The organism is Mesorhizobium australicum WSM2073, from assembly GCF_000230995.2.
GTDB classification, from domain to species: Bacteria; Pseudomonadota; Alphaproteobacteria; order Rhizobiales; family Rhizobiaceae; genus Mesorhizobium; species Mesorhizobium australicum.
The window spans coordinates 2,954,844-2,980,270 of record NC_019973.1; the positions used below are offsets into that span (position 1 = coordinate 2,954,844).

Consider the following 25,427-nt stretch of genomic DNA (forward strand, 5'->3'; position numbering starts at 1 on the left):
CGTTTCGGCTAATTCACGCTCCGCCACCGCCGTTGAGAGGGTTGGAAGCGGATCTGTGTAGGCGGTGGCCTTCACATGCTGCAAGAGAAACACGACTGGGGACATAGCGGGTCGGTGTCACAGCCGACGAGCTGCACGCCCTGGGCTTGCCGCACCTCAAGCCCCGGGTTCGTCGGTGTCGGTGCCTATGTCAGTTCATAGTAGAAATCGCAGATCAGGTCCGCCACCTTGACGGCTTCAAAGTCCGTCATATGGGCGGTTGTCTCGATGGCGACCGTTTCAATGTCATCCTGGTCGGCGGCAAGAAGGTCCAAAATCCTCGCGAACTTGAACTTGAGCTCGCGGTCGCCCTCGAATTCATCGAGCGTGACATGCAAAACATTTAAGTTTGCATGGATCAATCGTGTTTGGATGGGATCGGAAGAAGCGGCTAGCGTGCGAACTGCCGCGAAAAAATGCTCGCGCGCATTGGCGTATTTGTCGTCCATATTGTCAAACCTTATGATCAGTCGATGCGCCCTGGACGTGGGCGGGAAGGTCGGCTTAAGCCTTGGCTCAAACTGAGTCAAATGTGGCGCACGGTGGGCACGTGACCGGCAAACGCCGGTGCCGGCCGCGCATGCTCGAACGAGGCCGGCTACCGGTCCACAGCATTTCCCGATGATGTCCCGCTGTCGCCCAACCATTCCGGACGGCGGCGACCGAGTAGTAGAGCCCTACTGTGCCGACGGAACGGGTGGCGGCTTCGTGTGTTCTTACTGACGGCTGACAAGGAGCAATGTCATGGCGGCACCCCGCGCGGTTTGGAATGGCTTCCTGAAGATCGGGTCGGTTTCGTGCGGCGTAAAGATTGTCGGTGCAACCAGCGAGGCCTCCAAGATCCATTTCAAGATTTTGAACCGCCAAGATGGGCTGCCCGTCAAAAGCGCGTATGTCGACGAAGAGACTGGCGACATCGTGGACGGCGAGGACCAGGTCAAGGGTTACGAGGTGGACAAGGACCATTTCATCAAGGTCGAGCCGGATGAGATCAAGAAACTAAAGCTGACATCGGCCCACACGCTTGAGGTGGATGCATTTGTCGCAATTGAGGACGTCGACACACGATATCTGGAAAAGCCCTATTATTTGATCCCGGCGGACGGCGCCTCGCTCGAGGCCTTTTCGGTTCTTCGTGACGCGATGGCGAACAAGCGCGTGGCCGCACGCTCCTGCGTGGTGCTCTATCAGCGCGGGCGCGAGGTGCTGATCCAGCCCTTCCAGAAGGGCATGCTGCTGACCGAGCTGCGCACTCACAACGAGATGACGTCGGAAAAGACCGTGTTCAATGGCTTGGAAAATCCCAAATACGATGAAGACCTTCTTGAGATAGCCGGGCTGTTGATCGACAAGAAAGTCACCAAGTTCGATCCGTCGAAGTTCGAAGACACATATGAGGACGCGTTGATCGCCATGATCGACGCTAGGCGCAAGGGCAAAGCGCCGCCCAGGCCCGCGCCCGCGCCAAAAGAGAACGTCATCGACCTGGCCTCGGTGCTTCGCAAGAGCCTTGCCAAGGAAGGCATCAAGGGCGGCACCAAATCAAAGGGCCGAAAGTCGGCATAGTGATGGTGCGTAGTCGCGCGTACCCGGTATCAGCTCTGTTTCCGTACGAAACCCGCAGGCGACAGATGGATCCGGGTTTGCCGCCGGCGGTGTCTTGTTCGGCCGCCTCTCTTGGTGGAGACTGTGCGGCTCAAAGCTCGTGTCAGGGCGGCGCCTATTCCATGTCTGGGACATCCGCCGATGACAAAGAGGGCTGTGGCGGCCGTCGTCGCCTAATACACGGTCCGCGTCTCGGGTCCAGGCAATCACGCCGACATGCTTCGAGGCGAGCGTTTTGGCGCTCCTGATCGCCCGCTTCTCGCTTTGCTGATCAGTCTGGCCATCACCCGTGAACAGTTCTCCATCTTGGCTGCGGTCGATGCCACGACAATGATGAGTTTCGGGTTGTTCTGAGAAGGCGGATCGCAGTGGGACACCCGGCACAGTCCCAACTTTCGAGCGCGAACATCTCAGCTGCTGTCGCTGCGGAGATGCGCGCTGCCGCAAGCTCATTGGCGGCCTCGATGGCGCGCTGCTCCTCTTTTGAGGAAGCTCCTTCGATCTCCAGCTGAACCTCATCGTTCGGCGCCTGTCGCCAGCGGGCCAATGTAAACGAAATGAGAACAAAGAGTCGGGCACGGCCTTGACGGGGTAGGAATATGTTCCTTATTCGTGGAATAGATGAGCAGCAGAGCTTGTGCCAAGGCGCCAAACGCGGTCGGGCGACGGCCAGGCTGCCCGGCCGATCTGACCGGAAAGATCCACCCGCCGCGAACCAAGAGGATGTACAAAATGCACGACCTGATCGCCTTCTTCCAAACGAATGCAGCATTGGTCATCGGCAACCCGATAACGTTTGCCACCTTCTCAGTGCTGTTCGGGAGCGGAGGATTCATCGCAGGGCGCTACTTTCTGACCGAGCGCATCGCGAACTTGGAAAGCCGGATCATAAGGCGCGATGGAGAAATCGCAGCGCTGAAAACTGGAGGTAGGAAAAAGGCTGAAGAGCCGTCGCTCATCCCAATAATCGGCACGTCGGTGATTGAGAGCAATGCAACGCCGCTGCTGGGAAAATGGCCGGACCGGCGCCAATCAGGGAAACTGTCAGCGCCGCCACGGCAACGTCGTGCCTAACAATCTGGCTGATTAGGACCCGTTTAGATCAACGTTCAACCAGCGAGAAACCATGTCTCGCTTCGTGAGACAGCCCGCCGCCGTTCCGCCGCAATGCCGCAGCACTTGGCGCGGTCGGCCCTCGCGGCCTCAAGGAGGTTCCTCAGATGAGACTCAACAAAGCGGTTTTGGCTGTCCTGATGACGGCAGCTCTGGCAGGCTGCGAAACGCAGACGGAGGGCCAGCAGCGGGCAACTACGGGCGCTCTGCTTGGCGGCGCCGGCGGCGCCCTGGTCGGCCAGGCTATTGGCGGCAACACGAAGAGCACCGTGATCGGCGCGGCCGGCGGCGCGTTGCTAGGAGCAGTGGTCGGCTCCGCCACCACCCCGCAGCGTCGTGAGGATCAGCTCTGCCGGTACCAGGACCGCTACGGCCGAATTTATACCGCGCCGTGCGATGACCGGTACTATAACGGCAATTATTGAGAAGGCGCGGTAGGCTCGCTCGATGGTATGTTAATGCGCCACGCATCTGTGGCGCATGAACAGAGACACCGCTGTGCCTGTACAGGAGGGGCACATGCGAGGCGGTTGACTGGGTATCTGGTCGGGATTTGCTTGGCCATTGTGAGCCAATCAGGTCCTGGGCCAATGCGATGTTACGATTTGCGCAAGGGCCAGATCGAACTGAATCGGGACAACTCCGACGTCGGACGCCGGCCCGAGACCGTTCAGCGCCCGTCCCCGCCAGGTGAGGTCAGCAGCCAGGTGTTCGGCAAGCCATGGCGAAGGATTTCGAGGTGATGCCGGCTCCCGCTTCCTGGCAGGCCGACGGGTTTATGACAAAGTCCGTACCTGCTCGATGGCCTGGCGCAGACGTCGGATTCCCGCTTCGCTGTCGGCCTTGTTGCAGGCGGCATAGCCAAGCACGAGGCCATTCCCGGAGGATGACCAGTAATATTTCGAAAGCGGCGATGCGTTGACACCGAGTTTGTCGGCGCATTGCACGACCGCCCGATCGTCGCAACTTCCGTGAAGCGAAGCAACGACCTGGATTCCGGCTTCCGCCGCCGAAAGGGTCATGTGATCGGCCAGTTCGGTCTGGCACAATTCGTAGAAAAGCTTGCGGCGCTCGGCGTAGATGCGCCGCATGCGCTTCAGATGGCGGGTCATGTGGCCTTCATCGATGAAATCGGCCAGTGCTGCCTGCAGCAGGAGGGGCGCGAACTGCCCAGTGGTGCTCAGCGCATGCGGAATGCCCTCGCACAAGGCGGCGGGCAGGACCATGAACCCCAGCCTGAGCGCCGGAAACAGCAACTTGGCAAACGTACCGACATAGATGACCCGGTCCGCGCAATCCATGCTCTGTATGGCGGGCACCGGCCTTCCTTGAAATCTGTACTCACCGTCGAAATCATCTTCAATGATCCAGGAATTGTTGCGCTCGGCGATTTCGAACAGCCGCAGCCGCTGGTCCATGCGCATCGTGATTCCCAAGGGGTGCTGGCAGGCGGGCGTCACATAGATCAGGCGCGGTGAAATCTCGGGCTGGCTCATTTGCCATCCATCGCGGTCGACAACAAGCGGCACAATGTTGGCGCCAGCGACGGTGAAGGTTGCCTTGGCCGCGTAGTAGCCCGGTTCCTCCAGCCAGACTGTGTCGCCCGGATCGAGCAGCAGACGCGCCAGCAGATCGAACGCCGCCTGCGCCCCCGTCGTTACGACGATCTGTTCGGGAGAACATCGCACCCCTCTGGCCGAGGTCAGGTAGCCGGCAATCGCCTCCTTGAGCGCCGGCAGGCCGGTCACATGATAGGTGCCGAACAACATGTCGGCGCCAAACGTTGCCCGGCGTGCGAGCAGCCTACCCCAGACGCCAAACGGGAAGTTTTGTGGGTCCGGCATGCCCGGATGAAAGGCGAAGCGCCCTGGCGCTCCATGATGGAAGGGTTGCTGCATCAGGCTCTCGCCGCGCCTCGAAAGCGGGCGGCGGATCGCTACGGCCGTGGGTTTGCCACCTTGATCGGTCGAGTTCACGGGCAGGTCGATGACCACCGGTCGCGCGCCCTGCCGGTTCGTAAGATAACCTTCCGTCGCCAGTTGGTCATACGCAGCCACGATAGTGTTGCGGGCGAGGCCCAGATCCTCAGCCAGCGCGCGCGTCGACGGCAATTCCGATCCCGGTGCCAGACGACGCTCACGGATCATCGCGGCAATCTGCCTGTAGAGCTGGCGATGAATCGGTTCATCCACAGCCCGATTGATCATCAGCGCGTCCATCGGAAAGCCTTGGCGCTTACGCCTCGATAGCTGCATGGGAAAAGCCTCGCGGGATGAGAGCGGATCGAGCTTAGACGAGCGCCGCGCGAAGTGAAACTGGCACCTTCACTTCTCACCGAACTGGCTCTCGCGATGGAGACAGATCGGCGCTTAAATGAAAGGAAGAGGGAACAACGGGCCCAGACACCACGAGCCGACGCCTTCATCGACCTGATTGGTTTTGATGAGGCACCGCCAGCAAATGGCCCGGCCTGTCCGATGAGGAACGATGATGGCTGTCTGCATAGGCATAAATCCGATTACCTGGAGCAATGACGATGTGCCCGAGCTGGGCGGAGATACCCCACTCGAGGTCTGCCTTTCCGAAACGGCCGAAGCCGGCTACGCGGGAACGGAACTCGGCGGCAAGTTCCCGCGTGCCAGCAAGGACCTCGCCGTGGCTCTCGCGACCCATGGTCTTAGACTGGTCTCCGGCTGGTACGATGGCCGGATCTGCGAAAAGGAGGTCGAGGAGGAGTTCGACGCCATCCTGCCGCATCTGACGCTGCTGCGCGACCTCGGCGCCAAGCACGTCGTCTACGCCGATACGTCGCGTGGCCGCCATGGCGCCATTCACGATCCGATCTCGCAGCGTCCCAAGCTCGCCGACGACGAGTGGAGATCCTACGGCAAGAAGATAACGCGACTGGCTGAACGGGTCGCCGATTTTGGCGTTGGCATGGCCTTTCACCACCACATGGGGACAATCGTCGAGACGGATCACGAGATCGGCAGGCTGATGGCCGGTTCAGGGCAAGCCGTTGGCCTCCTCTATGACACCGGCCATTGCCTGTTTTCCGGCGGCGATCCCGAGACGTTGCTGCGGCGTCACATCGGCCGCGTCGTTCACGTGCATTGCAAGGATGTGCGGCCCGATGTGCTGAAGCGCGCTCGCGCCCTGGATATGAGTTTCATGGGCGCGGTGATGGAAGGCATCTTCACTGTGCCCGGCGATGGGGCAATCGACTATTCGACGCTTTTGCGGGTGCTGGCTGACAATGGCTATGCCGGCTGGCTGGTTGTCGAGGCCGAACAGGATCCGAGTAAGGCCCATCCCCTTACCTATGCAAGGATGGGCTATCGCAACCTGCACGACCTGGCCCTCAGAGTCGGTTTCCAGGTCGAGGAACGGGAGAACTGATACGCTTAGGGCGCGCTGGGGAGCGGCAATGAGTTCTGTCCTGTACCAAAGTGTGGTCAAGAACTACGGCGCGCTGAACGTCTTGCGCTCGCTTGACCTCGCAGTCCCCGACCACATGTTCCTGGCGCTGCTCGGTCCTTCGGGTTGCGGCAAGACGACGGCGTTGCGCATCCTTGCCGGTCTCGACATGCCGAGCGCCGGCAAGCTCTTCATCGGCGAGCGTGACGTGACCCGGCTGCAGCCGCGCGACCGCGACATCGCCATGGTCTTCCAGAGCTATGCGCTCTATCCGCAGATGACCGTCGGTGAGAACATCGGCTATCCCCTTTGGATTCGCGGCATGCCGGATGCCTCGCGCCGCGCCAAGGTCGACGAAGTCGCCGCGGTCCTCGAGATCGGCCACCTGCTCGATCGCCGGCCGCGCCAGCTTTCGGGCGGGCAGAGGCAGCGCGTGGCGCTTGCGCGCGCCATTGTTCGCGATCCGGCCGCTTTCCTGATGGACGAGCCGCTGTCGAACCTTGACGCACGCCTGCGCCTGACCATGCGCGGCGAGATCAAGCGGCTTTGCCAGCGGCTTGGCGCAACAACCCTCTACGTCACGCACGATCAGGTCGAGGCCTTGACCATGGCCGACTTCGTCGCGGTCATGCACGCCGGTGAACTGCAGCAGATGGCGCCGCCGGCCGATATCTACGACCGCCCGGCCAACCGTTTCGTTGCCACCTTCGTCGGCAACCCGCCGATGAACATTCTGCCGGTCGCGCTTGCTGAACAATGCATCGCAGTCGGCGGAGCAATGGTTCCGATACAGGTGCCCCGGCTGGCGACATGCCGCGCTGCCCGCGCGGTCGAGATCGGGCTGCGGCCCGAAGACATGAGTGTTGCAGCACCCGGCACGCGGGCCACGTTGCCCGGCGAGATCTATGTCGTCGAACCGATGGGCAACGAGACCTTGGTCAATGTCCGCATCGGCAGCGTCAATGTCTCGGTTCGTGCCGGCCGCGACTTCAGGGGGAAGGTGGGCGCCAACATCGGGCTCACTTTCGATGTGTCGAATGCATGCTTCTTCAATTCCGCCGGCCTGACGGTCGTCCACAGGGTCAACAGTGATGGAGAGTGAAATGACGCAGTCCAGCATTAGCAGACTTACTCGCCGTACCGTGCTCAAGGGGGGAATTGGCCTTGCACTTGCCACGACGGCCCTTACCGCACTGGGCCTGCCTGTCCCGGCGAGCGCCGCCGGGAAGAAGGTGATCATTGGGGCCTTCGCCGATGGCGGCCTGACGCCGTTCAAACAGAAGATCATCCCACTGGCCAAGGATGCCGGCTTCGACATTGAATTCCTCGAGGATGAATATGGCGTAACGCTGGAGAAGTGGTTCGCCGACGCCAAGAACAGCGCCGGCCAGTACGACCTCTATCTTCTCGATGATCCATGGGTGCCGCAGTTCGGCGCCGCCAATGTGCTCGAGGATCTTGGAGCGGCCGGCATCGATGGCGGCGACAAGGACTGGATCGGCTCGATGATCGACATGGGCTACTGGCCGCCTCAGAAAGGCCCGCGCGTGAAGGGTTTTGAAACCGCCGCGCCGGCGCTCATCTGCGTGCCGTTCGTCGGTGATCTGCAGACGCTGACTTACCGCAACGATGTCTACACAGGCGGCGCGCCGAAAACCTGGGACGAGGTCATCGCAAAGGGCAAGGAAGGCGTGGCGGCGGGCAAAATCAAATATCCGGTCGTCTTCCGTGGCGTTTCCGGCAATCCGATCGTGACCAGTTGGTACCCGGTCTTCCTGTCGTTCGGTGGTTCCTTCTTCGACGACAAATGGAACCCGGTCTTCAATTCCGCCGAAGGCAAAGCCTCGGCCGAATTCTTCGTCGGCACCATGAAGCAAAACGCGCCGAGCGGCGTCGTCGAGTTCGACTCGGACCAGGAAGGCGCGGCGATCCTCGGCGGCGAAGCAGGTGCTATCATCCAATATTCCGGCAATGCGCTGAAGGCCGACGATCCGACGCAGACAAAGGTGGCTGGCAAGCTCGACTTCGGAGTCGTGCCGAAGCAGACTGCGGCGATTGCCCAGATGGGTATCTTCATTGCCGGCATTCCGAAATCGGCGCCCAACAAGGCCAACTCGGTCGAGTTCCTGAAATGGTATGTCAGCGCCGGCGTCCAGGCCAAGCTGTCGGAAGCAGGCTCCATCCCGGTCAAACGGAGCGCCTTCGGCGTCGCCAAGCCCGGCAACCGGCTGATCCCCGTCGCCTTGCAGCAGCTCGACGCTGGCGCGCTGCCGAGGCCGCGCACGCCAGATTGGGCCAAGGTTGAGGAACTGCTCGGCATCGAGCTCAACAAGGCGCTCCAGGCTGGCTCGGGTGGTGGGGCCGCATTGGACACCGCCGCCAAGCAGGTCAAGGATTACCTGTCTTCGGTCGGCTATTACTGATGCCAAACGGCGGGACGCAGAATCGCAAATACCGTCTGCAGGGGGCGGGGCTCGACCTCGCCCTCCCTTATCTCATGCTGGCGCCAGGCCTGCTGGTCGTGCTCGGCGTGCTCGTCTATCCCTTGTGGGACGGCCTGCGCGCCAGCACCAAGGCCTATCGTTATGGCTCGGTAGTCGCCGATGTCGGCATGGGGAACTACATCAAACTGTGGAGCGATCCCCAGTTTTTGAATTCGCTGTTGGTGACGGTTAAATTCGTCGCCCTGTCGGTCACCTTCGAGGCAATTCTGGGCTTTGCCCTGGCGCTGTTTTGCCTGCGCGAATTTCGCGGCATCCGCCTGCTGAGAACCATCTTGATCATCCCGATGGTGATAACGCCGGTCGTGGTCGCCATCGTCTTCCGGCTGATCTATGCCAGCGACGCGGGCATGCTGACGGCAGTCTCCGAGTGGATGGGCGGCGGCCAGGTGCAAATCCTCGGAAACCCCCTCAAGGCCTTCATCGGCCTTGTCGTGCTCGATGTCTGGGAATGGACGCCACTGATGTTCCTGATCCTTTTGGCCGGCCTGCAGTCGCTGCCGCATGAACCCTTCGAGGCCGCTCGCGTCGACGGCGCCGGCATCTGGCGGGTGTTTGCCGATCTTACCTTTCCTATGATGCGGCCGGTGCTGGCGATCGCCATCGTGCTGCGAACGATCGACGCCTTCGGCACGTTCGACCAGGTGTTCGTGCTCACCCGGGGCGGACCGGGCGAGGCGACGCGGCTCGTCTCGATCTATGGCTACGACACCGCCTTCAAATTCCAGCAGACGGGCTATGCGGCCGCGCTGTTCGTGACGATCGGGCTGGTCGTGCTTGCGCTGGCCTTGAGCGCCGTGCGGCTTCTGCGCAGGGTCGATGCATCATGAACAATCGTCTGACGCGGATCGGGTTCATGAGCGCCGTATTGGCCATCGTGCTCCTGCCCGTCTACTGGCTTGTCTCGACATCGCTTAAGTCCAATCGCGAAATCACCCAGGAAGGCACGCTCTATCCACATGTTCCGACGCTGGATAATTATATCAGGTTGTTCACGGAAAAGCAGTTCGGCGCCTATCTGACCAACTCGCTGGTGGTGACGTTCTTCTCCGTGACGATCGCCTTGATCGGTGGCGCCCTGGGCGCCTATGCGATCGCCCGCTTTCGCTTGCCTTTCATGATGGAGCGCAAGGTCGGCTTGTTCCTGCTGACGCTGCGCATCGTGCCGCCGGTCGTGATCCTGATCCCGGTCTATTTGCTGATGCTCAAGCTCGGCCTGCTCGACAGCTGGTTGGGTTTGATCGCCACCTACACCGCCTTCAACATCACCTTCTGCGTCTGGATGATGGAGAGTTTCTTTCGGGAAATCCCCGTGGATCTCGAGGAAGCCGCCATGGTCGATGGCGATTCCCGCTTCGGTGCGTTCCGGCGCATCACGCTGCCGCTGGCAGCTCCCGGCCTCGCGGCGACCGCTATCTTTGCAGTGCTTGTCACCTTCAACGAATTCCTTTTCGCTCTGGCGCTGACAGCCACGCCCCGGGCGATGACGATGCCACGCGGCACCGCCACGCTGATCGGCCGCATCGACACCGACTGGGCTTCGATGTCGGCCGCCGGCGTTATCGGCGCGTTGCCTATCGTCGTCTTCGCGCTGCTGGTGCAGCGCCATCTGGTGCGCGGACTCACCATGGGAGCCGTGAAATGACGACCCGGCTGGGCAGCCGCTCACGTCAATCAGTCGCTGTCCCGGCCAGGCTAACGGCCGCCCCGGCACCATGCTGCCTTTTAGGAAAATCAAAGAGATGATCGATGTCTGTCTGTTCGGAGCGGGCCTTATCGGCCAGGTACATGCGGCCAACCTCGCGCGCCACCCCCGCGTGCGCCTGCGCTACATCGTCGATCCGAACCCCGAGGCTGCATCGAAGGTTTCGGCCCTGACAGGGGCCGAAATCGCCGACACCCAGACCGTAATGAATGACCTATCGATCCGCATGGTGTTCATTGCTTCGGCAACGAGAACGCATGCCGACCTGGCCATGGCCGCGGCCGCCAAGGGCAAGGCGATTTTCTGCGAAAAGCCGATCGATCTCGATCTCAAGCGCACCGATCAATGTCTGGCGGCTGTCGAGAAGGCAGGTGTGCCCTTTCAGATCGGATTTAACCGTCGGTTCGACCCCAGTTTTCGGGCGCTGAAGGCGCGCCTTGCGCAAGGCGAGATCGGTGCCGTTGAACAGGTCATCATCACCAGCCGGGATCCGGAACCGGAAACCGAGGAAGCGCTGGCGGGGGGAGGGGGGGTCTTTCGGGAGATGACCATTCACGACTTCGACATGGCGCGAAACCTGTTGGGCGAGGAACCGGTCGAGCTCTTCGCGACCGGGTCGTCGCTTGTCGCGCCGCAATATGCCAAGCTGGGGGACTACGATACCGCGATGTTCGTGCTGCGCACGGCGTCGGGCCGGCAATGTCACATCAACAACAGCGTCAGGGCCGCCTACGGCTACGACCAGCGCATCGAGGTGCATGGCGCCGACGGGATGCTGCGGGCCGGCAACAGGGTGCCGACATCGGTTGAAATGTCAGGCGCGAAGGCGATATCGCACGACAAACCCTATTACTTCTTCGTTGAGCGCTATGCCGAGTCCTACGCGGCCGAGATCGATCATTTCATTATCTGCGTCGAAACGGGGCGACGGCCCGACGTCACGGCAAGCGACGGCCGCAAGGCGATGATCCTGTGCGAGGCAGCGCTTGCCTCCGCCAAGTCGGGCAGGCTCGAAACCGTCAGATTTTAGTGCAATCGAAACGAGGAGCTTCCAGATGAAGATCGGAATGATCACGGACAGCCTCGGCGACCTCTCTTTCGACGAGATGTTAGCCGCCTCGGCCGAGCTTGGGCTTCAGACATTGGAGTTCGCGTGCGGCAACTGGTCGTCGGCGCCCCACATCGACCTGCAGGCCATGCTCGCGAGCGCTGCCACGCGCAAGGAGTTCGTCGCCAAGATCCGGGATCACGGGTTGACGATTGCTGCTCTCAATTGCTCGGGCAATCCGCTGCACCCAGGCCCGCAGGGGAAGGTCCACCATGGAGTGACACAGGACACCATTCGCTTGGCAGGCCTGATGGAGATCGACCGTGTCGTCATGATGTCAGGCCTGCCGGGCGGACCAGGTGACGCCAACCCGAACTGGATCGTCACCGATTGGCCGCCGGAATGCCTCAAGATCCAGCGCTATCAGTGGGAGGAGCGCATCATTCCCTACTGGCGCGACCTCGTGGCTTTTTCAAACAACCTCGGCATTCACAAACTATGCTTGGAGCTGCATGGCCATCAGGCCGTGTACAATGTCCAGACATTGTTCAAGCTGCGTAACGCTGTCGGCGAGACCGTCGGCGCCAACTATGATCCCAGTCACCCGCTGTGGATGGGGGCGGATCCGATTGCCGGCATTCGCACGCTCGGCTCGGCCATCTACTATGTCCACGCGAAGGATACCAGGATCGAGCCCATCGCCGCAGCCATCGACGGCACGCTGGATCCGCGTCCACCAAACCTCTATGCCGAACGAGCCTGGAATTACATCACACTCGGATACGGTCACGGTGAGACCTGGTGGCGGCAGTTCTGTACCGCGCTCAAGCAGGTTGGCTATGACGACGTCTTGTCAATCGAGCACGAGGACATGATGTTGACCCCGATGGAGGGTATGCGAAAATCCGTTGCGCTGCTGCGCAACGTCGCAATCAATCTTTCTTAGTCGGCGACTTGCCGAAGTTGGCTGTAAGAGCATCGCGCGCGCCCTCGTCACTGGAGGTGACCGCGATGGCAGCTTCGACGGCTGCCACTAACTCATCCGGGTTAGATGGCTTGCCGAACGCAATGCCGCGACTGAATACTTCATCCCGGCCGTCGGGGTCGCTGCCGGTGTGGACAATGAACGGCACGCCGCGAGCTACCAGCGTCCCTCGCGCGATGACGAAGTGCGGGTTCTCGGTGTGTTTGACGCGGCGCGAAAGAAGCTGCCATTGAACTTCGTCGGGGGAGGCGGTTCAGTTTGTCGCGAACGCGTCGGTGCTGGGCTACGATGTTCGCTCTGCGATGATCTTCCATGGGAACGCGGGAGTTCCAAGCCTGAGAGCGCAGGAGTGCGAGCAACTTTGGGCGAAATATGGCACGCTGCTCGTAAAGTCGGACTGCAGTTCTTGACGGGGCGGCTCGGTTTCAGCGCGGCGGACCGAAGGCCTTTGGCGGCGCTCAGGTTGCGCCGCGGTGCTCTCCCCCTCCGATGGACATGAGGATTGGTTAGAACGGCTGCGACCGCAGCCTGCAGCCGCCCCGACGCATGTGCCGGCTTGTCGATCAGGGCGGCGGCGGCAAAATTGGACAGCACTGACACAACACAGCGGCATTGGCTTTATCTCGTTCAATCAGGCTGCTTTCCTGATGGCTGCCTTGAATGGGTGATCCATGGTGAAGGCGTCTGGACGCACCCCCCGCTCAACCTGGCCCCATGTCACAGGGTGGGCGATCGGAAATGTGGGGCGTGCGCGTGGTGAGAACGCGCCCACGGCCGTGTTGCCTCTTCCGTTGCGAAGGTAATCAATGAAAATACGTCCCGTTCTTGCCGCCGGCGCAGCAGACAAGAGGTAGCGGTCAGGATGTGCGTCAGCGAGGCACCGGGCAAGCGATTTGGCGAGTTGCCGCGCGTTGTCGTGGGTCATCTTGGTCTCAAGAGGAGCCATCACATGGATGCCCTTACCGCCGGTCACCTTGGCCCAACTCTTCAGACCTGAAGCCTCCAGGATGTCGCGAAGCGCCAGCGCCGCTTCGATCACCTGCTCCCACTCGACGCCCTCGCCAGGGTCGAGGTCCAGCACGACGCGGTCGGCCCGCTCGATGTCGTCGATGGTGGCGTTCCACGGATGAAGTTCGATAGCATCCATCTCGACCAGCCCGAGCAAACCGGCGAGATCATCCACCCACACGCGCACACCCTCCCCACCCTCGCGCTTTCTGATGCGCAGCTGGTGCACGGCGCTCGGGATATCCGGCAAGGGACCCTTGTGATAGAAAGTGGTCCCGCTCGCGTGGCGCACCAGCTTCAGTGGTCTGTGGCCGAGATGGACCAGCGCTTGCTCGGCAACCTGTTCCCAGTAGCGCATAAGGGCTTCCTTGGACGGCGAGACCGCGTCAGGCAGGAGCTGAAGAACGTTCTCAGGGGGCACTGCGTGTCCCTCGGCCCTGTTCCGCCGCTTCGATGCGGCGGGCGGCTTTGCGGGGATCGCGACGAGATCTTCACGAAGGCCCTTGAATACCGCTTCGCGCAAGATGCCGCGGTCGGTGACGCTGCTGAACTGCACCTCGGCCAGAACGTCCGGCCTGACCCATGTGGCCTTGGGCTTGTCGATCGGGTCCGACAATGGCGAGTTGTCGACAATCAGCGGGTCCAGTCGCTCCCGGACCTGTCGCGCGATGCTCAAGCTGAAGCCACTCTGGGCTTTGCCGGCATAAAGCAGCCGGTCGCCTTCGCGCCTGCCGATGTAGAGCGAGGCGATCCGGCGCGGCCGAGCGCCAAGCTTCTCGACGAAAGCCACTACAGGAAAGGTGTCGCTCTTGATGCATTTGACCTTGACCCAGCTTGTCTGGACGCCGGAGCGATAGGGGGAATCGGCGCGCTTTGACACTATGCCTTCCAAGCCCATGCGGCAGGCATGCGCGAACATGTCCTTGCCGCTCACCTCAAGATGTTCTGCATAGGTCAGCGTCGGCGCTGAATCTTTGAGCAGCTTCTCCAAGGCGGTCTTGCGTTCCAAAAGCGGTTGCTGCCGAAGATCGCTGCCGTTCAGGTGAAGCAGGTCGAACGCGTAGAAGATGAGCCTCGGCGAACCCGGATTGCCCAGCTCCCGTTCCAACGCTTGGTAGTCCGGAAGGCCTGTCTCGCCCAGAACAACAGCCTCCCCATCGATGATCGCGGACTTTGCCCGCAGGCTCGCCGCCGTCTGAACGATTCTCGTGTACCGCCGGGACCAATCGTAACCCCGGCGCGTGAAGGCTCGCGCTGTTCCGCCCTCCACAATGAGTTGGGTCCGGTATCCGTCATACTTGATCTCGTGAAGCCAGTTGCCGCCGTCAGGAGCCTTCTCGACCAACGTTGGCGATTGGAACTCGATAAACGACAGCCGGTCTTCGGTCTTACCCATGCGCACCCGAACTCCTGGAATGGGGAGTCAAAACGTGAGACGGCAATGAGTTCCGATAATTTTAGCGAAATTGCATATACCGGCAATGGCGATGTGTCCGCTGAGAGACAGGTCGCGCTACTAACCTAGCCGCGCAATTTCACCAGGCGCTTGGTACCGCGCGATACGTCCCGACCGACGAACCGAGACGCGGATCGGTTGATCTGAAAGGCAGGTTTGCGGTCCCAGATGCCGGCGCAGTTCGGTGCCCCCGCAGCGTCCGGCTCTCGCTGGTTTTCATACTTTCGTCGCCGCTGCTCCGCGCGATGCGGCGACCCCGAACGCCAGGCTGCCGGGGAAGGGCACGCACCCGGGCTTCTCGCGCAGGCCTTTTAACGGTCCAGAAGTCTTCATCGCCTATAGCGATCTCATGAAACTGCTGCGACATTTTGCCGAGCCGACCCGTCGTCTCTTCATGGTGCGAACGGCTTTGCCCGTCATCGCGCTGACACTGCTCATTGCTGCGATCACCACCGGGTTATTGCTTTGGTCCACGATCCAGACCGACCGCGTCGCCGCGGCGCGGCAGAAAAGCCTGGTTGCACTGATTATCTCCAAGCTGGAGAGCGCAGTGGCACATGATCAGGAAAGCGTAACGGTTTGGGACGACGCCGTTAAAGCGCTGCGCAGCGGCGATGCGAAATGGCTTGATACCAATCTCGGCAGCTGGATGCATACCTATTTCGGTCATGACCAGGTTTATATTCTCGATGCCAATGATGCGCCCGTTTATGCGTTCACCGACGGTTCGACCGCTGACCCTGGCAGCTACCGCGCCATACACGCGACCACGGAGCCTCTCGTCCAGACGTTGAGAGCGAGACTGAAACGAGGGGACACCGAAGGTGTTACCGAACAGGTGCTCACCATAGGTGCGTCCGACATGGCCGTTATCGCCGGCCATCCCGCGGTCGTCAGTATCAAACCTGTGGTTTCCGACAGTGGCCACATCGCGCAGGTGCCAGGCCAGGAATTCCTGCATGTGGCCGTTCGTTATCTCGACGGCAGTTTTCTTACCTCCTTGCGGCAAGACTATCTGCTCGATGGCGCCCGATTCTCCTGGGACAGTAACCTTGCTTCCGGCGAGGCTTCGTATCCCGTTGTCGACCGATCTGGACCTATCGGCTTCTTCGTTTGGCGGCCATACCGCCCGGGAGCCTTTGTCCTCTTGCAACTCGTGCCCGTTCTCGTCGCCTTGTTTGGTCTGGTGCTGGCGGGTGTCATCATGGCCCTGATAGGCTTTCGCAAGCGGACGTTGAAGCTGATCGAGACGGAGGACCGAATCTACCACCTCGCTCACAACGATCTGCTTACAGCGCTGCCCAATCGCGGTCAGTTCAACGAGCGTCTGGCAGATGCGCTGGCGCGCCTGCCGTCGACGGGCGAGCAACTCGCGATTCTTTACCTCGACCTCGACCGCTTCAAGCAGGTTAATGACAGCTTTGGCCATCCGGCGGGTGACGAGCTGCTCAGGGAGTTCGCGGACCGGCTAAGACGGCTGACGACTGAAGCCGACACCGTGGCGCGTCTTGGTGGCGATGAATTCATCATCATCCGACGCGCGGTTGGCGGCGAGAACGACGTCAAGGCGCTATGCGAGCATTTGATCGAGTCTGCCCGTCGGCCGTTCGAGGTCGCCGGGGTGCAAGTCTTTGTCGGCGTAAGTGTCGGGGTAGCGGTTGCACCCAAGGACGGGGTGGACACGGTCGAGTTGGTGCGGAAAGCCGACGTGGCGCTCTATCATGCCAAAGCCGGGGGCCGCAGCAGCTACGCCTTCTTTGGACACGAGATGGATCTGACGCTGGCCATGCGCAAGGGCATGGAACAGGACCTGCGCAACGCGCTGGATGCGACCGGCCGGATCCAGGTCCACTATCAGCCGCTATACGCCGCCGACACAAACAGGATGACCGGTGTCGAAGCGCTGGCCCGCTGGTCTGATGCGGAGCGGGGCTGGGTTGCACCGGATTTGTTCATACCGCTATCCGAGGAAGCAGGGCTGATTGAAAAGCTTGGCGAACTGGTTCTCAGACAGGCGTGCCTTGACGCGGTGGATTGGCCCATCGAGACCTTGGCTGTGAATGTGTCGGCCTTGCAGCTGAACAATCCCAGTTTCGCCATGCGAGTGACCAGTATCTTGTTGGAGACGCACATGGATCCGCGGCGGCTCGAAATCGAAGTTACCGAAAGTGCTCTGTCGGAGCGCCGGAGCGAATGCCGAAACAACATCGAGGCTCTGCGCAGCATCGGGGTGCGCTTTGCACTCGACGATTTCGGCACCGGCTTCTCCTCCTTGGGAAGACTGCAGACGCTGGAAGTCGACAGGATCAAGATCGACCGAAGCTTCGTGCAGGGCTTTGGTCACTCCAACGGTGACGAGGCCATCGTTCAGGCGATTATCAACCTGGCCCGCGCGACCGGACTTAGCACCACTGCCGAAGGGGTGGAGACCGAAAGCCAATGCGATTACTTGCGCAAGCTCGGCTGTGACCAGCTCCAAGGCTTTCTGCTGTCCAGGCCACTGCCCAAGGGGGATCTTCAAGAGCTTTTCGGGGGCGTATCAGCGCGCGCCTCCGCTTAGGAAGCCCAGCGGTGGCGAGCCACAGAAGCTGCCATCCGCAGCGGCTGGATGACGGGGCCATCCACCGGGCCGGCTTAGCAGCCCTGGACCTTCAGTGATTTGACCATGCGAACGATAAGCGGATCATAGGGGACCTTCTCGTTGCGAGCATAGTTGACCGTAAACAATGCCGCTCTGTCCCCGCAGATCTTAATAGCCCGGACATACAGGATTTGACCGTCCTTCAGTCCCGAATAGCTCGCCCACTGCGGGGTCACTCGCTTGTAGGTCACCTTCCAGCCGTCGTTCTCGTTCACGGCGATGCGATGCTCGATCTCGGTGCGAAAGCTTGCCTTGCCGAGTTGCGCCCCCCAGACCGCAAGAAATGCTTTGTTTTTGCCCTCAAAGGCTGCTCCTTGATCGGAGCGCTGGGCAAGCACAAACCCCGGGGGGACGTCGAATACGAATCCGAGACGCTTGATCCCAAACCCCTCCCATTGTTCAGCACCCAGCAGGGAAGTGGGGATCATAGTGGCCAAGCTGAGCAGAAAATAGAGCAGACGTTTCATGGGTGTAATCCTGTCGTCTTGTGGCCTGCGCCATGCCGGGCGCAGACCCGCCGGCCGTGGCGGAGGGCCAGCATCCGCGGCTCCAAAGCCAGCGGACCTTTTCAAATCTGACGTGGCGCTGTTTGTTCCATTAGGAACTGGGAACATCCCGGTACGCGCGTCGTGGTCGTTTCGATAGGTGAGGTTTGCCTTTGCCCCGCAGCAACCCCCGGCAGGACGCGATCGCCGTCACCTTGTCGGACGCGGCAACGGGTTTCGCGCTGATGGCAGAATAGTAGCCGGCACCAGCGCCAACATAACGATACGCTCGCCTGCTCGCGGCGCGGCTTGCGAAAGTAGCAAGGCGTGGCGTGACGGTTGTCCGCTGTTGATGTGGCCGTCGGGAACGATCCCGGCTTTTTAGGAAAGGTCGAGACACGCCTTGCATTGAAGGTTAGCCCTTCTCCTACGACTAGCAGAGGCTTTATTTTATCAACAGCTTAAAGGGGGGCCGCCAATGTCGACTAGCAACCGCTGGGGCCGTGGGGTTGTCGCGGCCGGCTTCACCTTCCGGCGTCGCCCTCAGCATCTTCGCCGCACCTTTTCCTCCATGTTCTACTCCTCTTTGTCGCGCGCGGATACCATGTTGGCGCCCGCCGCCTTCGGCATGTCCGCTTCACCCTGAATGATTTCGACAGCAGACAGCTTTCGCCCCGAAGCGGTCGATAGGCTGTTCTACAATTGGCCACTGCCTGGGGTTCTTGGTTCTTGAAAGCTTTTCGAACTTTCTGGGTCGCGCCATCACCCGAACTGCGGGCACCTGTGAAGGACTTCGGGTGCACGAATCTGCCGTGGGCAAGCTTAATCGATGCGCTCACAGCGTGTGGCCGGGTTTCCGGGGGGTAAAACGACCGGCCCGCCAACGCGTGTTAAAGGCGCGGCGCCACGGCTCATAGTTCCCGCGATCTGGATTAGCGCCTAACAGCGAAACATCTACAGGTAATTATCTCGATCTTTGGCCTTCTCGGCTTGGCAATCAACCTTCCTCACAGCGGCCCTGTGGTAAGCGCCTTCGAATACGCGGATAGCCCTTTCGAATTTGTCCCGATCAGGCGCCAAGAGCTTATCTAGCCCGTGGTACAAAAGGATGGAGACAGCCATCATAGCTTTTCCACTTTCGCTAGGTCTCAGCGCCGGGCACTTTTTCAACACGCCATAGATGTTACCTGAAATGGTTGCAGCCCGATGCAATTTTCCGTCTGCCATACGTGCCAAGTAACTGATGTTTTGCTGCTCTCCCTGCCCGGCTGAAGCAGTCGATATTGTGAAGCAGATACCTGCGACGACCGTTACCCAAATGCGGCTCAATGTTTCCCCCTTTTTTCAGTCAACTGGCCCCCACCAGGCGCGTGGTCCCGGAATGAGGTGGTGCGGGTTGACCTTGAAGATTGATGGATCGTTTGTCCATGCATCGCAGATGACCTGGTAGAGGGGTGGTCGCCACTGCAGCGCCTTGAGCTGTTTGGCGCGCTAGGCGGTGACGAAGGCCAGGGCATGGGGCCTCAGGCTTTCCAGATCTTCGTCGTGGTAGACCTTGACGGCGGCGTCCTTGATCGTGCGGTTCATCCGCTCGGCCTGGCGAAGCCTTTTTGCGGCGTGCCTTTTCATGGCTGCTCCATTAGTCCCAACGTCGCCAAGTTGGACGGTTGCCGAATGGCAGCTATCCGCTGACCTTACACAACAGCGGACGGTCGTTCGGCCCCAACCAGTCGAGCTTCCCTTTGGTCAACAAGCCTTTATCGACTCTTTTTGTAGGATAAGGTAGAGACACGCCTTGCATTGAACACTAGCCCTTCTCCTGGTCCGAAGGTTCGCCAGACCATACGAGATCATACGAAGGATACGGGTTGGCTAGCCATCCGGCAAGCCATTGTATTTGTTGGGGAAATTCACACCCTCCGGGCCCACCATTGTTGTTATTTACCAATAGCGTACGGGCAAGTTCGCCCGCGGGTTCGCCAAACGGGATATTACCGTCCCGGGAGCACAATGATCGTGACGCAGAAAGGGATCACCCTGAAAGACGTGGCCGCCGCGGCCAACGTTTCGCGCGCCACGGCGGCGCGGGCGCTCAACAGTTATGGTTACGTCGGCGACGGTACGGCTTTGCGCGTGCTGGAAGCCGCCGAGCGACTGGGCTATCGCGCCAACCTCGTCGCGCAGGCCCTGCGCAGCGGGCAACTGCCGATCGTCGGCTTCATTCCCGGCGACATCCAGAATCCGTTCTTCGCGCGCATTGCCCATGATATCGAGGCGGAACTGCGCAGGCATCGCCACAATCTTCTGATCGCCAGCAGCGAAGAGAATGTCGAACAGGAAAAGGAACTGCTCGAAAGCCTGCGTTCGCTCAGCATCCGTGGCTTCATTCTCGCGCCGACCTCGGCGACGGACAGCCAGCATATCGTGCAGCTCGCCCGTGAGGGCACGCCGGTCGTGCTGATCGACCGTGTCGTCAAGGAAGTGCACTGCGACAGCGTCGTCGTCGACAATGAAGGCGGTGCGCGCGCGGCCGTGGACTACCTGGTTGCCAATGGCCATGAGCGCATCGGCCTGTTGCGGGACGAATCGCGCATCTTCACCGCGCAGGAGCGCCTTGCCGGTTACCAGAACTCGCTTGCGGCGCATGGCATTGCCCTCGACCCGTCGCTGGTCAGCGTGTCACGCTCGACCGTGGAACATGCTGTCGAAGCCACCATTCGACTGTTCAGCCGCCGCGATCGTCCGACCGCCCTGTTCACCGTGGACAGCCTGATGACCCAAGGCGCGTTGCTCGGCCTGCGCTCGATGGGACTGTCCATCCCGCATGATGTTTCGCTGGTCGGGTTCGACGATTTCAACCTCGCCACCTTCACCGATCCCCAGATCACCGTCATTGCGCAGCCGACAGCCGAAATAGGGCCGCTTGCCGCCAAAATGCTGCTCGACCGCCTGGCCGGCAAGAAGCTGGCCCCGCGCCACACGCGCTTCCCGACCCGTCTCATCGTTCGCGGCTCGGTCTCGCGGCTGCACGGGCGCTGATCGCCCGATCCAAATAGGCTCTTCCGCGAATTGGTCATGCGAGGGGGCTTGCCAACCTCTGAAATGCGTGCGTTAAATATGTGAGATCGATCTCACAATCAGCCTGATCGATGGTGGCCGCGGCGATCGCCGGCGGTGCCTGCAACGAGCGGACGCCCTGCCGCAGCGAAATACGAGGAAGACCTGCATGCTCAATTTGGACAAAGACCGCTTCATCAAGATCCAGAGCGGAGCCGTCTCCTTCGCCGGAGAGGCGAGGGCGCTCATGCACCGGCTGCTCGCGGATGGCGTCGAGCGGCTCTATTTCATGGGGACCGGTGGCGTGCAGCTTCTGACCCTTCCAGCGATCGAGCTGGCCGAGCGCCGGACGAGCTTCCCGGTGCGGGGAGAATATCCGGCGCAGGTCGTGCTTGATCCGCCCGCCGGGCTGGACCGGAAGTCGCTCGTGGTCATCCCGTCGCTGTCGGGCACGACCAGGGAAAGCGTGCAGCTGCTTTCCTTCCTGAAGCAGAGAGGCGTGCGCACGCTCTCGCTCACCGGCCATTCCGACACGCCACTTGCCAGGGAAGCCGATTTCACCTTCACGAACTTCGCGGAGGACGACACCTCTTCGGAGTCCTTCTATCTGCAGTCGCTGCTGATCGTGCTGGCACTGCTGGCGGAGCGCGGCGAATACGAGGACTTCGACGCCACGGTGGCCGAGCTCAAGAGACTGCCGGAACTGCTGGTTGGGGCAAAGGCGGCCTATGAAGACAGCGCGGCGAAACTCGCCGACACGATCAAGAACGAAACCTATCACATCTTCACCGGCGCCGGCTCCGTCTGGCCGCAAGCCTACTATTACGGCATGTGCATTCTGGAAGAGATGCAGTGGATCAGGACCAGACCGGTCCATGCCGCCGATTTCTTCCACGGCACGCTGGAGCTGGTCGAACCGGGTGTGAGCGTATTCCTATTCAAGGGGGAAGATGCCAGCCGTCCGCTGGGTGATCGCGTCGAGAATTTCATCAAGCGATACACCGACAAGGTGCACGTTCTCGATGCCGCGTCGGTCGAACTGCCCGGTATCTCGCCTGCTGTCCGCAAGCTGATCTCGCCGATCGTGCTGGCGACGTTGCTGGAACGGGTGAGCGCGCATCTGGAAGTGTTGCGCAATCACCCGCTGACGACGCGCCGCTACTACAAGCGCGTCGAATACTGATCACCTCACCTCATAAAAACGAAGAAGGGAACTGATCATGAAATATTCAACACAGGCGGCAATCGCCGCGCTTGCCGCGGCATCGGCACTGGGCCTGACAATGGGACAAGGTATCGGCGCCGAGGCGGTCCAGGCCGATCCGAACGCGAAGGTCGATTACCAGGGAACGCTGTCGGTCCTGACGAAATTCGGCGCGCAGCAGCTGGCGCCGTATTTTGTCGGCGTCGCCCAGGACTATGAGAAGCTTCATCCCGGCGTGAAGGTCGAACTCATCCAGGAAAGCGACGACAGCGTCAAGGACAAGACCAAAACGCTGGTCGCGTCGAACTCGCTCCCGGACATCTACTTTTCCTGGACCGGCAGCTGGGGCGGAAATTTCGTGCGCGGCCATCGCGCCGTCGACCTGACCCCGGTCATCGGGCCCGATACCGAGTGGGGCAAGACACTGACCCCGGCGGCCGTTCAGGCCTTCATGTACAATGGCAAATACTACGGTATTCCGCTCTATCTCGACGCAAAGTTCATGGGCTACAACAAGCAGGCTTTCTCCAAGCTCGGCCTGAGCGCGCCCAAAACCTTCGAGGAGCTCCTGTCGTCCTGCGAGACGATCCGGAAATCGGGCATGACGCCGATCTCTTTCGGCAACAAGGAAGCCTGGCCGGCAATCCACTATGTGGGGCAGCTGCTCGCCTACGACGTTCCGCAGGCGGTACTCGAGAAGGATTTCGACCCCGGCACGGCGGACTATAGCGACCCGGGCTATGTCGCCGCGCTCACCCAGTACAAGCAGCTCATCGACAGTTGCACGGATGGCGGCGCCTCGGTGAACGGCACCTCCTATTCGTCGGCCATCCAGACCTTCAGCAACACGAAATCGGCCATGTACTACCAGGAAATCATCGAGTTCGATCAGAGCGCGTCGGCGGATTCCGCTTTGAAAGTATCCGATCTGGGCTTCTTCATCCTGCCTGTGCCGAACGGCGCGAAGGGCGACGCGAAAGCGATCGAAGGCGCGCCGGAGGGCTATATGATCAGTTCCGCCTCCAGCAACATCCCGCTGGCGATCGACTTCATGAAATTCGTCACGTCCAAGCAGAATGGCCAGGTGCTCTCGGCTCCGCCCTACGGGCAGCCCAGCGCGACCATCGCCGGGGCGTCGGAAGCCAACATGAACCCTTCCGTCGTGGCCGGCCTCAAGGAGATCGCCTCCGCTTCCTACCTGATGCCGTGGCTGGACACGGTGAACCCGCCGCGCGTGGCCTCCGCCTGGCTGTCCAGCCTCCAGGCCCTCACCGGCGGCTCGATGACGCCGGAACAGGTCATGGAGCAGGTCAAGCAGGCGGCCGCGGCATCGAAATAGGCCAATGGCGAATCCCGGTCTGGCCAGAATGGAAGGCGCTGCCTTGAGCAACGCCAAGGGCGAGCCGGCGGCGAAAGCCGGCCGCCGGTTCCGCCACTGGGGCTCGCTCCGGTGGGTCGCCGTTGCGGTGATCCTGGTCGGCTGGTTCGTGTATTACCCGATCGTCGACAACTTCATCGTCAGCACCACCGACGAGGATATTTTTACCGGCGAGACCACGAATATCGGTCTCGCCAATTATGAGCGGCTGCTGCACGACCCGGTCGTCTGGGTGGCGTTGTGGAACAACACGCTCTACGCGTTGATCTCCATCGTCTTCCAGGTCGGCGGCGCCTTCGTGCTGGCGGCGCTGATCGAGGGGCTGGGCAGCGAGCGGCAAAGGCGCTTCTGGCGGGCGGTTTATTTCATTCCTTCCGCGATCTCGATCACCGTGACCGGCCTGCTGTTCTATTTCATCTACCAGCCGGATATCGGGCTCTTGAACGCCGGGCTCAGGCGCATTGGCCTGGAACAACTCATCCAGCCCTGGCTCGGCGGCGAGCACACGGCGATCTACGCGATCATCGCGATGAGCCAGTGGCAGGGCTTCGGCTATTCGACGCTCCTGTTCGCGATCGCGATCCAGAAGATTCCGCGCGATCTCTATGATGCCGCGGTCATGGACGGAGCCGGACCGCTGCGCAGGCTGTGGAGCGTGACGCTGCCGCTGACCCGCGAGATGACCGGCCTGATGATCATTGTCACCATCACCGGCGCGTTCCAGGTGTTCAACGAGGTCATGGTCATGACCGCCGGCGGCCCCAACAACCGCAGCCAGGTGCTTGGCACATGGCTTTACCAGCAGGGCTTCATCCAGAACAATTTCGGCTACGGCGCCGCGATCGCCGCCGTGATCTTCGCCGTGACCATGATCACCGGAGCGGCCCAGCTTTGGTACACCAGGCGCCGGAGGGTCGAGCTGTGACGGTGATGGCGGCCAGCGGGCGGACCGCGCGCCCGGCCTTCGGGAGCGCTCTTGCGAAAGCCTTTCTGTACTCGTTCCTGATCTGTCTCGGCATCGTCGTGCTTTATCCGCTGGTCTGGATGGCGCTCAACGGCTTCAAGGATAATGGGCAGATCTTCGGCGACCCGTTCGCGCTGCCGTCGCGGTGGACCTGGGGCAATTATGTGCAGGCCTGGAACCGGGGCGTCCGCGACTATCTGGTCTCGAGCCTGCTGGTGACCGTCGCTTCAGCGATCTGCACGGTGCTGATCAGCGCCTGGACCGCCTACGGGCTGACGCGAACGCCAATGCCCGGCAAGCCGCTTATCGTCGGTCTGGTTCTTGGCGGCCTCATGCTCAGTCCGACCGTGGCGCTGATCCCGCTGGTGCGGATGCTGCAGGCCATCGGCCTCTACAACACCTACTGGGCGCTGATCATCCTCTACACGGCGTTCCGGATTCCGTTCAGCACCTTCCTGATCCGCGCCTACATGCTTGGGCTGCCGAAGGATCTCGACGAGGCGGCCCGCATCGACGGCGCCAGCGAGGGGCAGATCTTCTGGCGCATCATCCTGCCGCTGTGCCAGCCGATCATCATCTCCTGCATCATCCTGCACGTGCTGTTTGCCTGGAACGAGTATTTGTTCGCGATGGTCTTCACCAATGGATCGGCGGTGCAGACGCTGCCCGTCGGCCTCACCTCGCTGATGTCCAAGAACGGCACCAATTACGGCGTCGTCTTCGCGGCGATGACGATCTCGGCCCTGCCGATCGTCCTGCTTTTCTTCGCCGCACAGCGGTACTTCATCCGCGGCCTCTCCGAAGGCATCGGCAAATAAATC

The 25,427-nt window shown here is 61.1% G+C and carries 21 protein-coding genes and 1 pseudogene; 16 read left to right on the forward strand and 6 right to left on the reverse strand.

Going from position 1 to position 25,427, the window contains the following annotated elements:
- Nucleotides 1-185: 185 nt before the first annotated feature.
- Entirely contained in the window at nucleotides 186-488 is a 303-nt protein-coding gene (locus tag MESAU_RS14085; protein ID WP_015316695.1) for a hypothetical protein, read from the reverse strand.
- A 295-nt stretch (nucleotides 489-783) separates the two neighbouring features.
- On the opposite strand from MESAU_RS14085, the gene ku reads away from it, so the two are divergent.
- From ku to MESAU_RS14100, 3 genes are all read left to right on the forward strand, one after another.
- A complete protein-coding gene (gene ku / locus MESAU_RS14090; protein ID WP_015316696.1) occupies nucleotides 784-1,605 on the forward strand; it encodes a non-homologous end joining protein Ku in 822 nt (273 codons plus the stop codon).
- Nucleotides 1,606-2,376: 771 nt separating this feature from the next.
- On the forward strand, nucleotides 2,377-2,718 hold the full coding sequence (locus tag MESAU_RS14095; RefSeq protein WP_015316697.1) for a hypothetical protein: 342 nt from the start codon (nucleotides 2,377-2,379) through the stop codon (nucleotides 2,716-2,718).
- Nucleotides 2,719-2,864: 146 nt separating this feature from the next.
- Nucleotides 2,865-3,182 carry a YMGG-like glycine zipper-containing protein gene (locus MESAU_RS14100; protein ID WP_015316698.1) on the forward strand — a complete coding sequence of 106 codons (318 nt, stop codon included), beginning with the start codon at nucleotides 2,865-2,867 and terminating at the stop codon, nucleotides 3,180-3,182.
- A gap of 351 nt (nucleotides 3,183-3,533) precedes the next feature.
- Here the strand turns inward: MESAU_RS14100 and mocR are convergent, their stop codons facing one another.
- Complete coding sequence (gene mocR / locus MESAU_RS14105) at nucleotides 3,534-5,012, reverse strand: rhizopine catabolism transcriptional regulator MocR (protein ID WP_015316699.1); 1,479 nt, start codon at nucleotides 5,010-5,012, stop codon at nucleotides 3,534-3,536.
- 235 nt (nucleotides 5,013-5,247) lie between these two features.
- Between mocR and iolE the strand changes: the two genes are divergently transcribed.
- The 7 genes from iolE to MESAU_RS14140 all read left to right on the forward strand — a co-directional run bounded on the left by iolE (nucleotide 5,248) and on the right by MESAU_RS14140 (nucleotide 12,374).
- Nucleotides 5,248-6,156 (forward strand): myo-inosose-2 dehydratase, encoded by a 909-nt coding sequence (gene iolE, locus MESAU_RS14110; protein WP_015316700.1) that lies wholly within the window; start codon nucleotides 5,248-5,250, stop codon nucleotides 6,154-6,156.
- A gap of 28 nt (nucleotides 6,157-6,184) precedes the next feature.
- Entirely contained in the window at nucleotides 6,185-7,276 is a 1,092-nt protein-coding gene (locus MESAU_RS14115; protein ID WP_015316701.1) for an ABC transporter ATP-binding protein, read from the forward strand.
- Nucleotide 7,277: 1 nt separating this feature from the next.
- Nucleotides 7,278-8,597: an extracellular solute-binding protein gene (locus MESAU_RS14120; protein WP_015316702.1), complete on the forward strand. Its 1,320-nt coding sequence runs from the start codon at nucleotides 7,278-7,280 to the stop codon at nucleotides 8,595-8,597.
- Entirely contained in the window at nucleotides 8,597-9,505 is a 909-nt protein-coding gene (locus MESAU_RS14125; RefSeq protein ID WP_015316703.1) for a carbohydrate ABC transporter permease, read from the forward strand. Before MESAU_RS14120 ends, MESAU_RS14125 begins: the two co-directional genes overlap by 1 nt.
- Nucleotides 9,506-9,531: 26 nt before the next feature.
- A complete protein-coding gene (locus MESAU_RS14130; RefSeq protein WP_157163650.1) occupies nucleotides 9,532-10,320 on the forward strand; it encodes a carbohydrate ABC transporter permease in 789 nt (262 codons plus the stop codon).
- A 97-nt stretch (nucleotides 10,321-10,417) separates the two neighbouring features.
- Nucleotides 10,418-11,410 (forward strand): inositol 2-dehydrogenase, encoded by a 993-nt coding sequence (iolG, locus tag MESAU_RS14135; protein WP_015316705.1) that lies wholly within the window; start codon nucleotides 10,418-10,420, stop codon nucleotides 11,408-11,410.
- Nucleotides 11,411-11,435: 25 nt separating this feature from the next.
- Nucleotides 11,436-12,374 (forward strand): sugar phosphate isomerase/epimerase family protein, encoded by a 939-nt coding sequence (locus tag MESAU_RS14140; RefSeq protein ID WP_015316706.1) that lies wholly within the window; start codon nucleotides 11,436-11,438, stop codon nucleotides 12,372-12,374.
- On the opposite strand, the gene MESAU_RS31220 is transcribed toward MESAU_RS14140, so the two are convergent.
- Both MESAU_RS31220 and ligD read right to left on the reverse strand, forming a co-directional pair.
- Complete coding sequence (locus tag MESAU_RS31220) at nucleotides 12,361-12,561, reverse strand: hypothetical protein (protein ID WP_157163651.1); 201 nt, start codon at nucleotides 12,559-12,561, stop codon at nucleotides 12,361-12,363. The two genes, MESAU_RS14140 and MESAU_RS31220, sit on opposite strands and share 14 nt — an antisense overlap.
- Before the next feature lie 483 nt (nucleotides 12,562-13,044).
- The gene (ligD, locus tag MESAU_RS14145) at nucleotides 13,045-14,817 is read right to left on the reverse strand and encodes a DNA ligase D (protein ID WP_015316707.1); all 1,773 of its coding nucleotides are present in this window, start codon (nucleotides 14,815-14,817) and stop codon (nucleotides 13,045-13,047) included.
- Nucleotides 14,818-15,061: 244 nt separating this feature from the next.
- Here ligD and MESAU_RS14150 point away from each other — a divergent pair, with 244 nt between their 5' ends.
- The gene (locus tag MESAU_RS14150; protein ID WP_245262983.1) at nucleotides 15,062-17,437 is read left to right on the forward strand and encodes a putative bifunctional diguanylate cyclase/phosphodiesterase; all 2,376 of its coding nucleotides are present in this window, start codon (nucleotides 15,062-15,064) and stop codon (nucleotides 17,435-17,437) included.
- A 74-nt stretch (nucleotides 17,438-17,511) separates the two neighbouring features.
- Here MESAU_RS14150 and MESAU_RS14155 read toward each other — a convergent pair whose 3' ends face one another.
- Nucleotides 17,512-17,985 carry a hypothetical protein gene (locus tag MESAU_RS14155; protein ID WP_015316709.1) on the reverse strand — a complete coding sequence of 158 codons (474 nt, stop codon included), beginning with the start codon at nucleotides 17,983-17,985 and terminating at the stop codon, nucleotides 17,512-17,514.
- Nucleotides 17,986-19,347: 1,362 nt separating this feature from the next.
- Nucleotides 19,348-19,602, reverse strand: a pseudogene (locus MESAU_RS30215) (hypothetical protein); the annotation flags it as partial.
- 411 nt (nucleotides 19,603-20,013) lie between these two features.
- Between MESAU_RS30215 and MESAU_RS14165 the strand changes: the two are divergent.
- The 5 genes from MESAU_RS14165 (at nucleotide 20,014) to MESAU_RS14185 (ending at nucleotide 25,424) form a co-directional block, all read left to right on the forward strand.
- Nucleotides 20,014-21,042: a LacI family DNA-binding transcriptional regulator gene (locus tag MESAU_RS14165; protein WP_015316711.1), complete on the forward strand. Its 1,029-nt coding sequence runs from the start codon at nucleotides 20,014-20,016 to the stop codon at nucleotides 21,040-21,042.
- A gap of 187 nt (nucleotides 21,043-21,229) precedes the next feature.
- The gene (locus MESAU_RS14170) at nucleotides 21,230-22,243 is read left to right on the forward strand and encodes an SIS domain-containing protein (protein ID WP_015316712.1); all 1,014 of its coding nucleotides are present in this window, start codon (nucleotides 21,230-21,232) and stop codon (nucleotides 22,241-22,243) included.
- 37 nt (nucleotides 22,244-22,280) lie between these two features.
- Nucleotides 22,281-23,603, forward strand: a complete 1,323-nt coding sequence (locus MESAU_RS14175; protein ID WP_015316713.1) for an ABC transporter substrate-binding protein — start codon at nucleotides 22,281-22,283, stop codon at nucleotides 23,601-23,603.
- Between the two features lie 4 nt (nucleotides 23,604-23,607).
- Entirely contained in the window at nucleotides 23,608-24,567 is a 960-nt protein-coding gene (locus MESAU_RS14180; RefSeq protein WP_041163386.1) for a carbohydrate ABC transporter permease, read from the forward strand.
- Nucleotides 24,568-24,572: 5 nt separating this feature from the next.
- Nucleotides 24,573-25,424 carry a carbohydrate ABC transporter permease gene (locus tag MESAU_RS14185; RefSeq protein WP_041163763.1) on the forward strand — a complete coding sequence of 284 codons (852 nt, stop codon included), beginning with the start codon at nucleotides 24,573-24,575 and terminating at the stop codon, nucleotides 25,422-25,424.
- The last annotated feature ends 3 nt before the right edge of the window (nucleotides 25,425-25,427 follow it).

What these genes read in the sequence shown, in the direction of transcription:
- MESAU_RS14085 (WP_015316695.1), bottom strand. Translation starts at nt 488, where the DNA reads ATGGACGACAAATACGCCAATGCGCGCGAGCATTTTTTCGCGGCAGTT.
- ku (WP_015316696.1), top strand. Translation starts at nt 784, where the DNA reads ATGGCGGCACCCCGCGCGGTTTGGAATGGCTTCCTGAAGATCGGGTCG.
- MESAU_RS14095 (WP_015316697.1), top strand. Translation starts at nt 2,377, where the DNA reads ATGCACGACCTGATCGCCTTCTTCCAAACGAATGCAGCATTGGTCATC.
- MESAU_RS14100 (WP_015316698.1), top strand. Translation starts at nt 2,865, where the DNA reads ATGAGACTCAACAAAGCGGTTTTGGCTGTCCTGATGACGGCAGCTCTG.
- mocR (WP_015316699.1), bottom strand. Translation starts at nt 5,012, where the DNA reads ATGCAGCTATCGAGGCGTAAGCGCCAAGGCTTTCCGATGGACGCGCTG.
- iolE (WP_015316700.1), top strand. Translation starts at nt 5,248, where the DNA reads ATGGCTGTCTGCATAGGCATAAATCCGATTACCTGGAGCAATGACGAT.
- MESAU_RS14115 (WP_015316701.1), top strand. Translation starts at nt 6,185, where the DNA reads ATGAGTTCTGTCCTGTACCAAAGTGTGGTCAAGAACTACGGCGCGCTG.
- MESAU_RS14120 (WP_015316702.1), top strand. Translation starts at nt 7,278, where the DNA reads ATGACGCAGTCCAGCATTAGCAGACTTACTCGCCGTACCGTGCTCAAG.
- MESAU_RS14125 (WP_015316703.1), top strand. Translation starts at nt 8,597, where the DNA reads ATGCCAAACGGCGGGACGCAGAATCGCAAATACCGTCTGCAGGGGGCG.
- MESAU_RS14130 (WP_157163650.1), top strand. Translation starts at nt 9,532, where the DNA reads ATGAGCGCCGTATTGGCCATCGTGCTCCTGCCCGTCTACTGGCTTGTC.
- iolG (WP_015316705.1), top strand. Translation starts at nt 10,418, where the DNA reads ATGATCGATGTCTGTCTGTTCGGAGCGGGCCTTATCGGCCAGGTACAT.
- MESAU_RS14140 (WP_015316706.1), top strand. Translation starts at nt 11,436, where the DNA reads ATGAAGATCGGAATGATCACGGACAGCCTCGGCGACCTCTCTTTCGAC.
- ligD (WP_015316707.1), bottom strand. Translation starts at nt 14,817, where the DNA reads ATGGGTAAGACCGAAGACCGGCTGTCGTTTATCGAGTTCCAATCGCCA.
- MESAU_RS14155 (WP_015316709.1), bottom strand. Translation starts at nt 17,985, where the DNA reads ATGAAACGTCTGCTCTATTTTCTGCTCAGCTTGGCCACTATGATCCCC.
- MESAU_RS14165 (WP_015316711.1), top strand. Translation starts at nt 20,014, where the DNA reads ATGATCGTGACGCAGAAAGGGATCACCCTGAAAGACGTGGCCGCCGCG.
- MESAU_RS14170 (WP_015316712.1), top strand. Translation starts at nt 21,230, where the DNA reads ATGCTCAATTTGGACAAAGACCGCTTCATCAAGATCCAGAGCGGAGCC.
- MESAU_RS14175 (WP_015316713.1), top strand. Translation starts at nt 22,281, where the DNA reads ATGAAATATTCAACACAGGCGGCAATCGCCGCGCTTGCCGCGGCATCG.
- MESAU_RS14180 (WP_041163386.1), top strand. Translation starts at nt 23,608, where the DNA reads ATGGCGAATCCCGGTCTGGCCAGAATGGAAGGCGCTGCCTTGAGCAAC.
- MESAU_RS14185 (WP_041163763.1), top strand. Translation starts at nt 24,573, where the DNA reads ATGGCGGCCAGCGGGCGGACCGCGCGCCCGGCCTTCGGGAGCGCTCTT.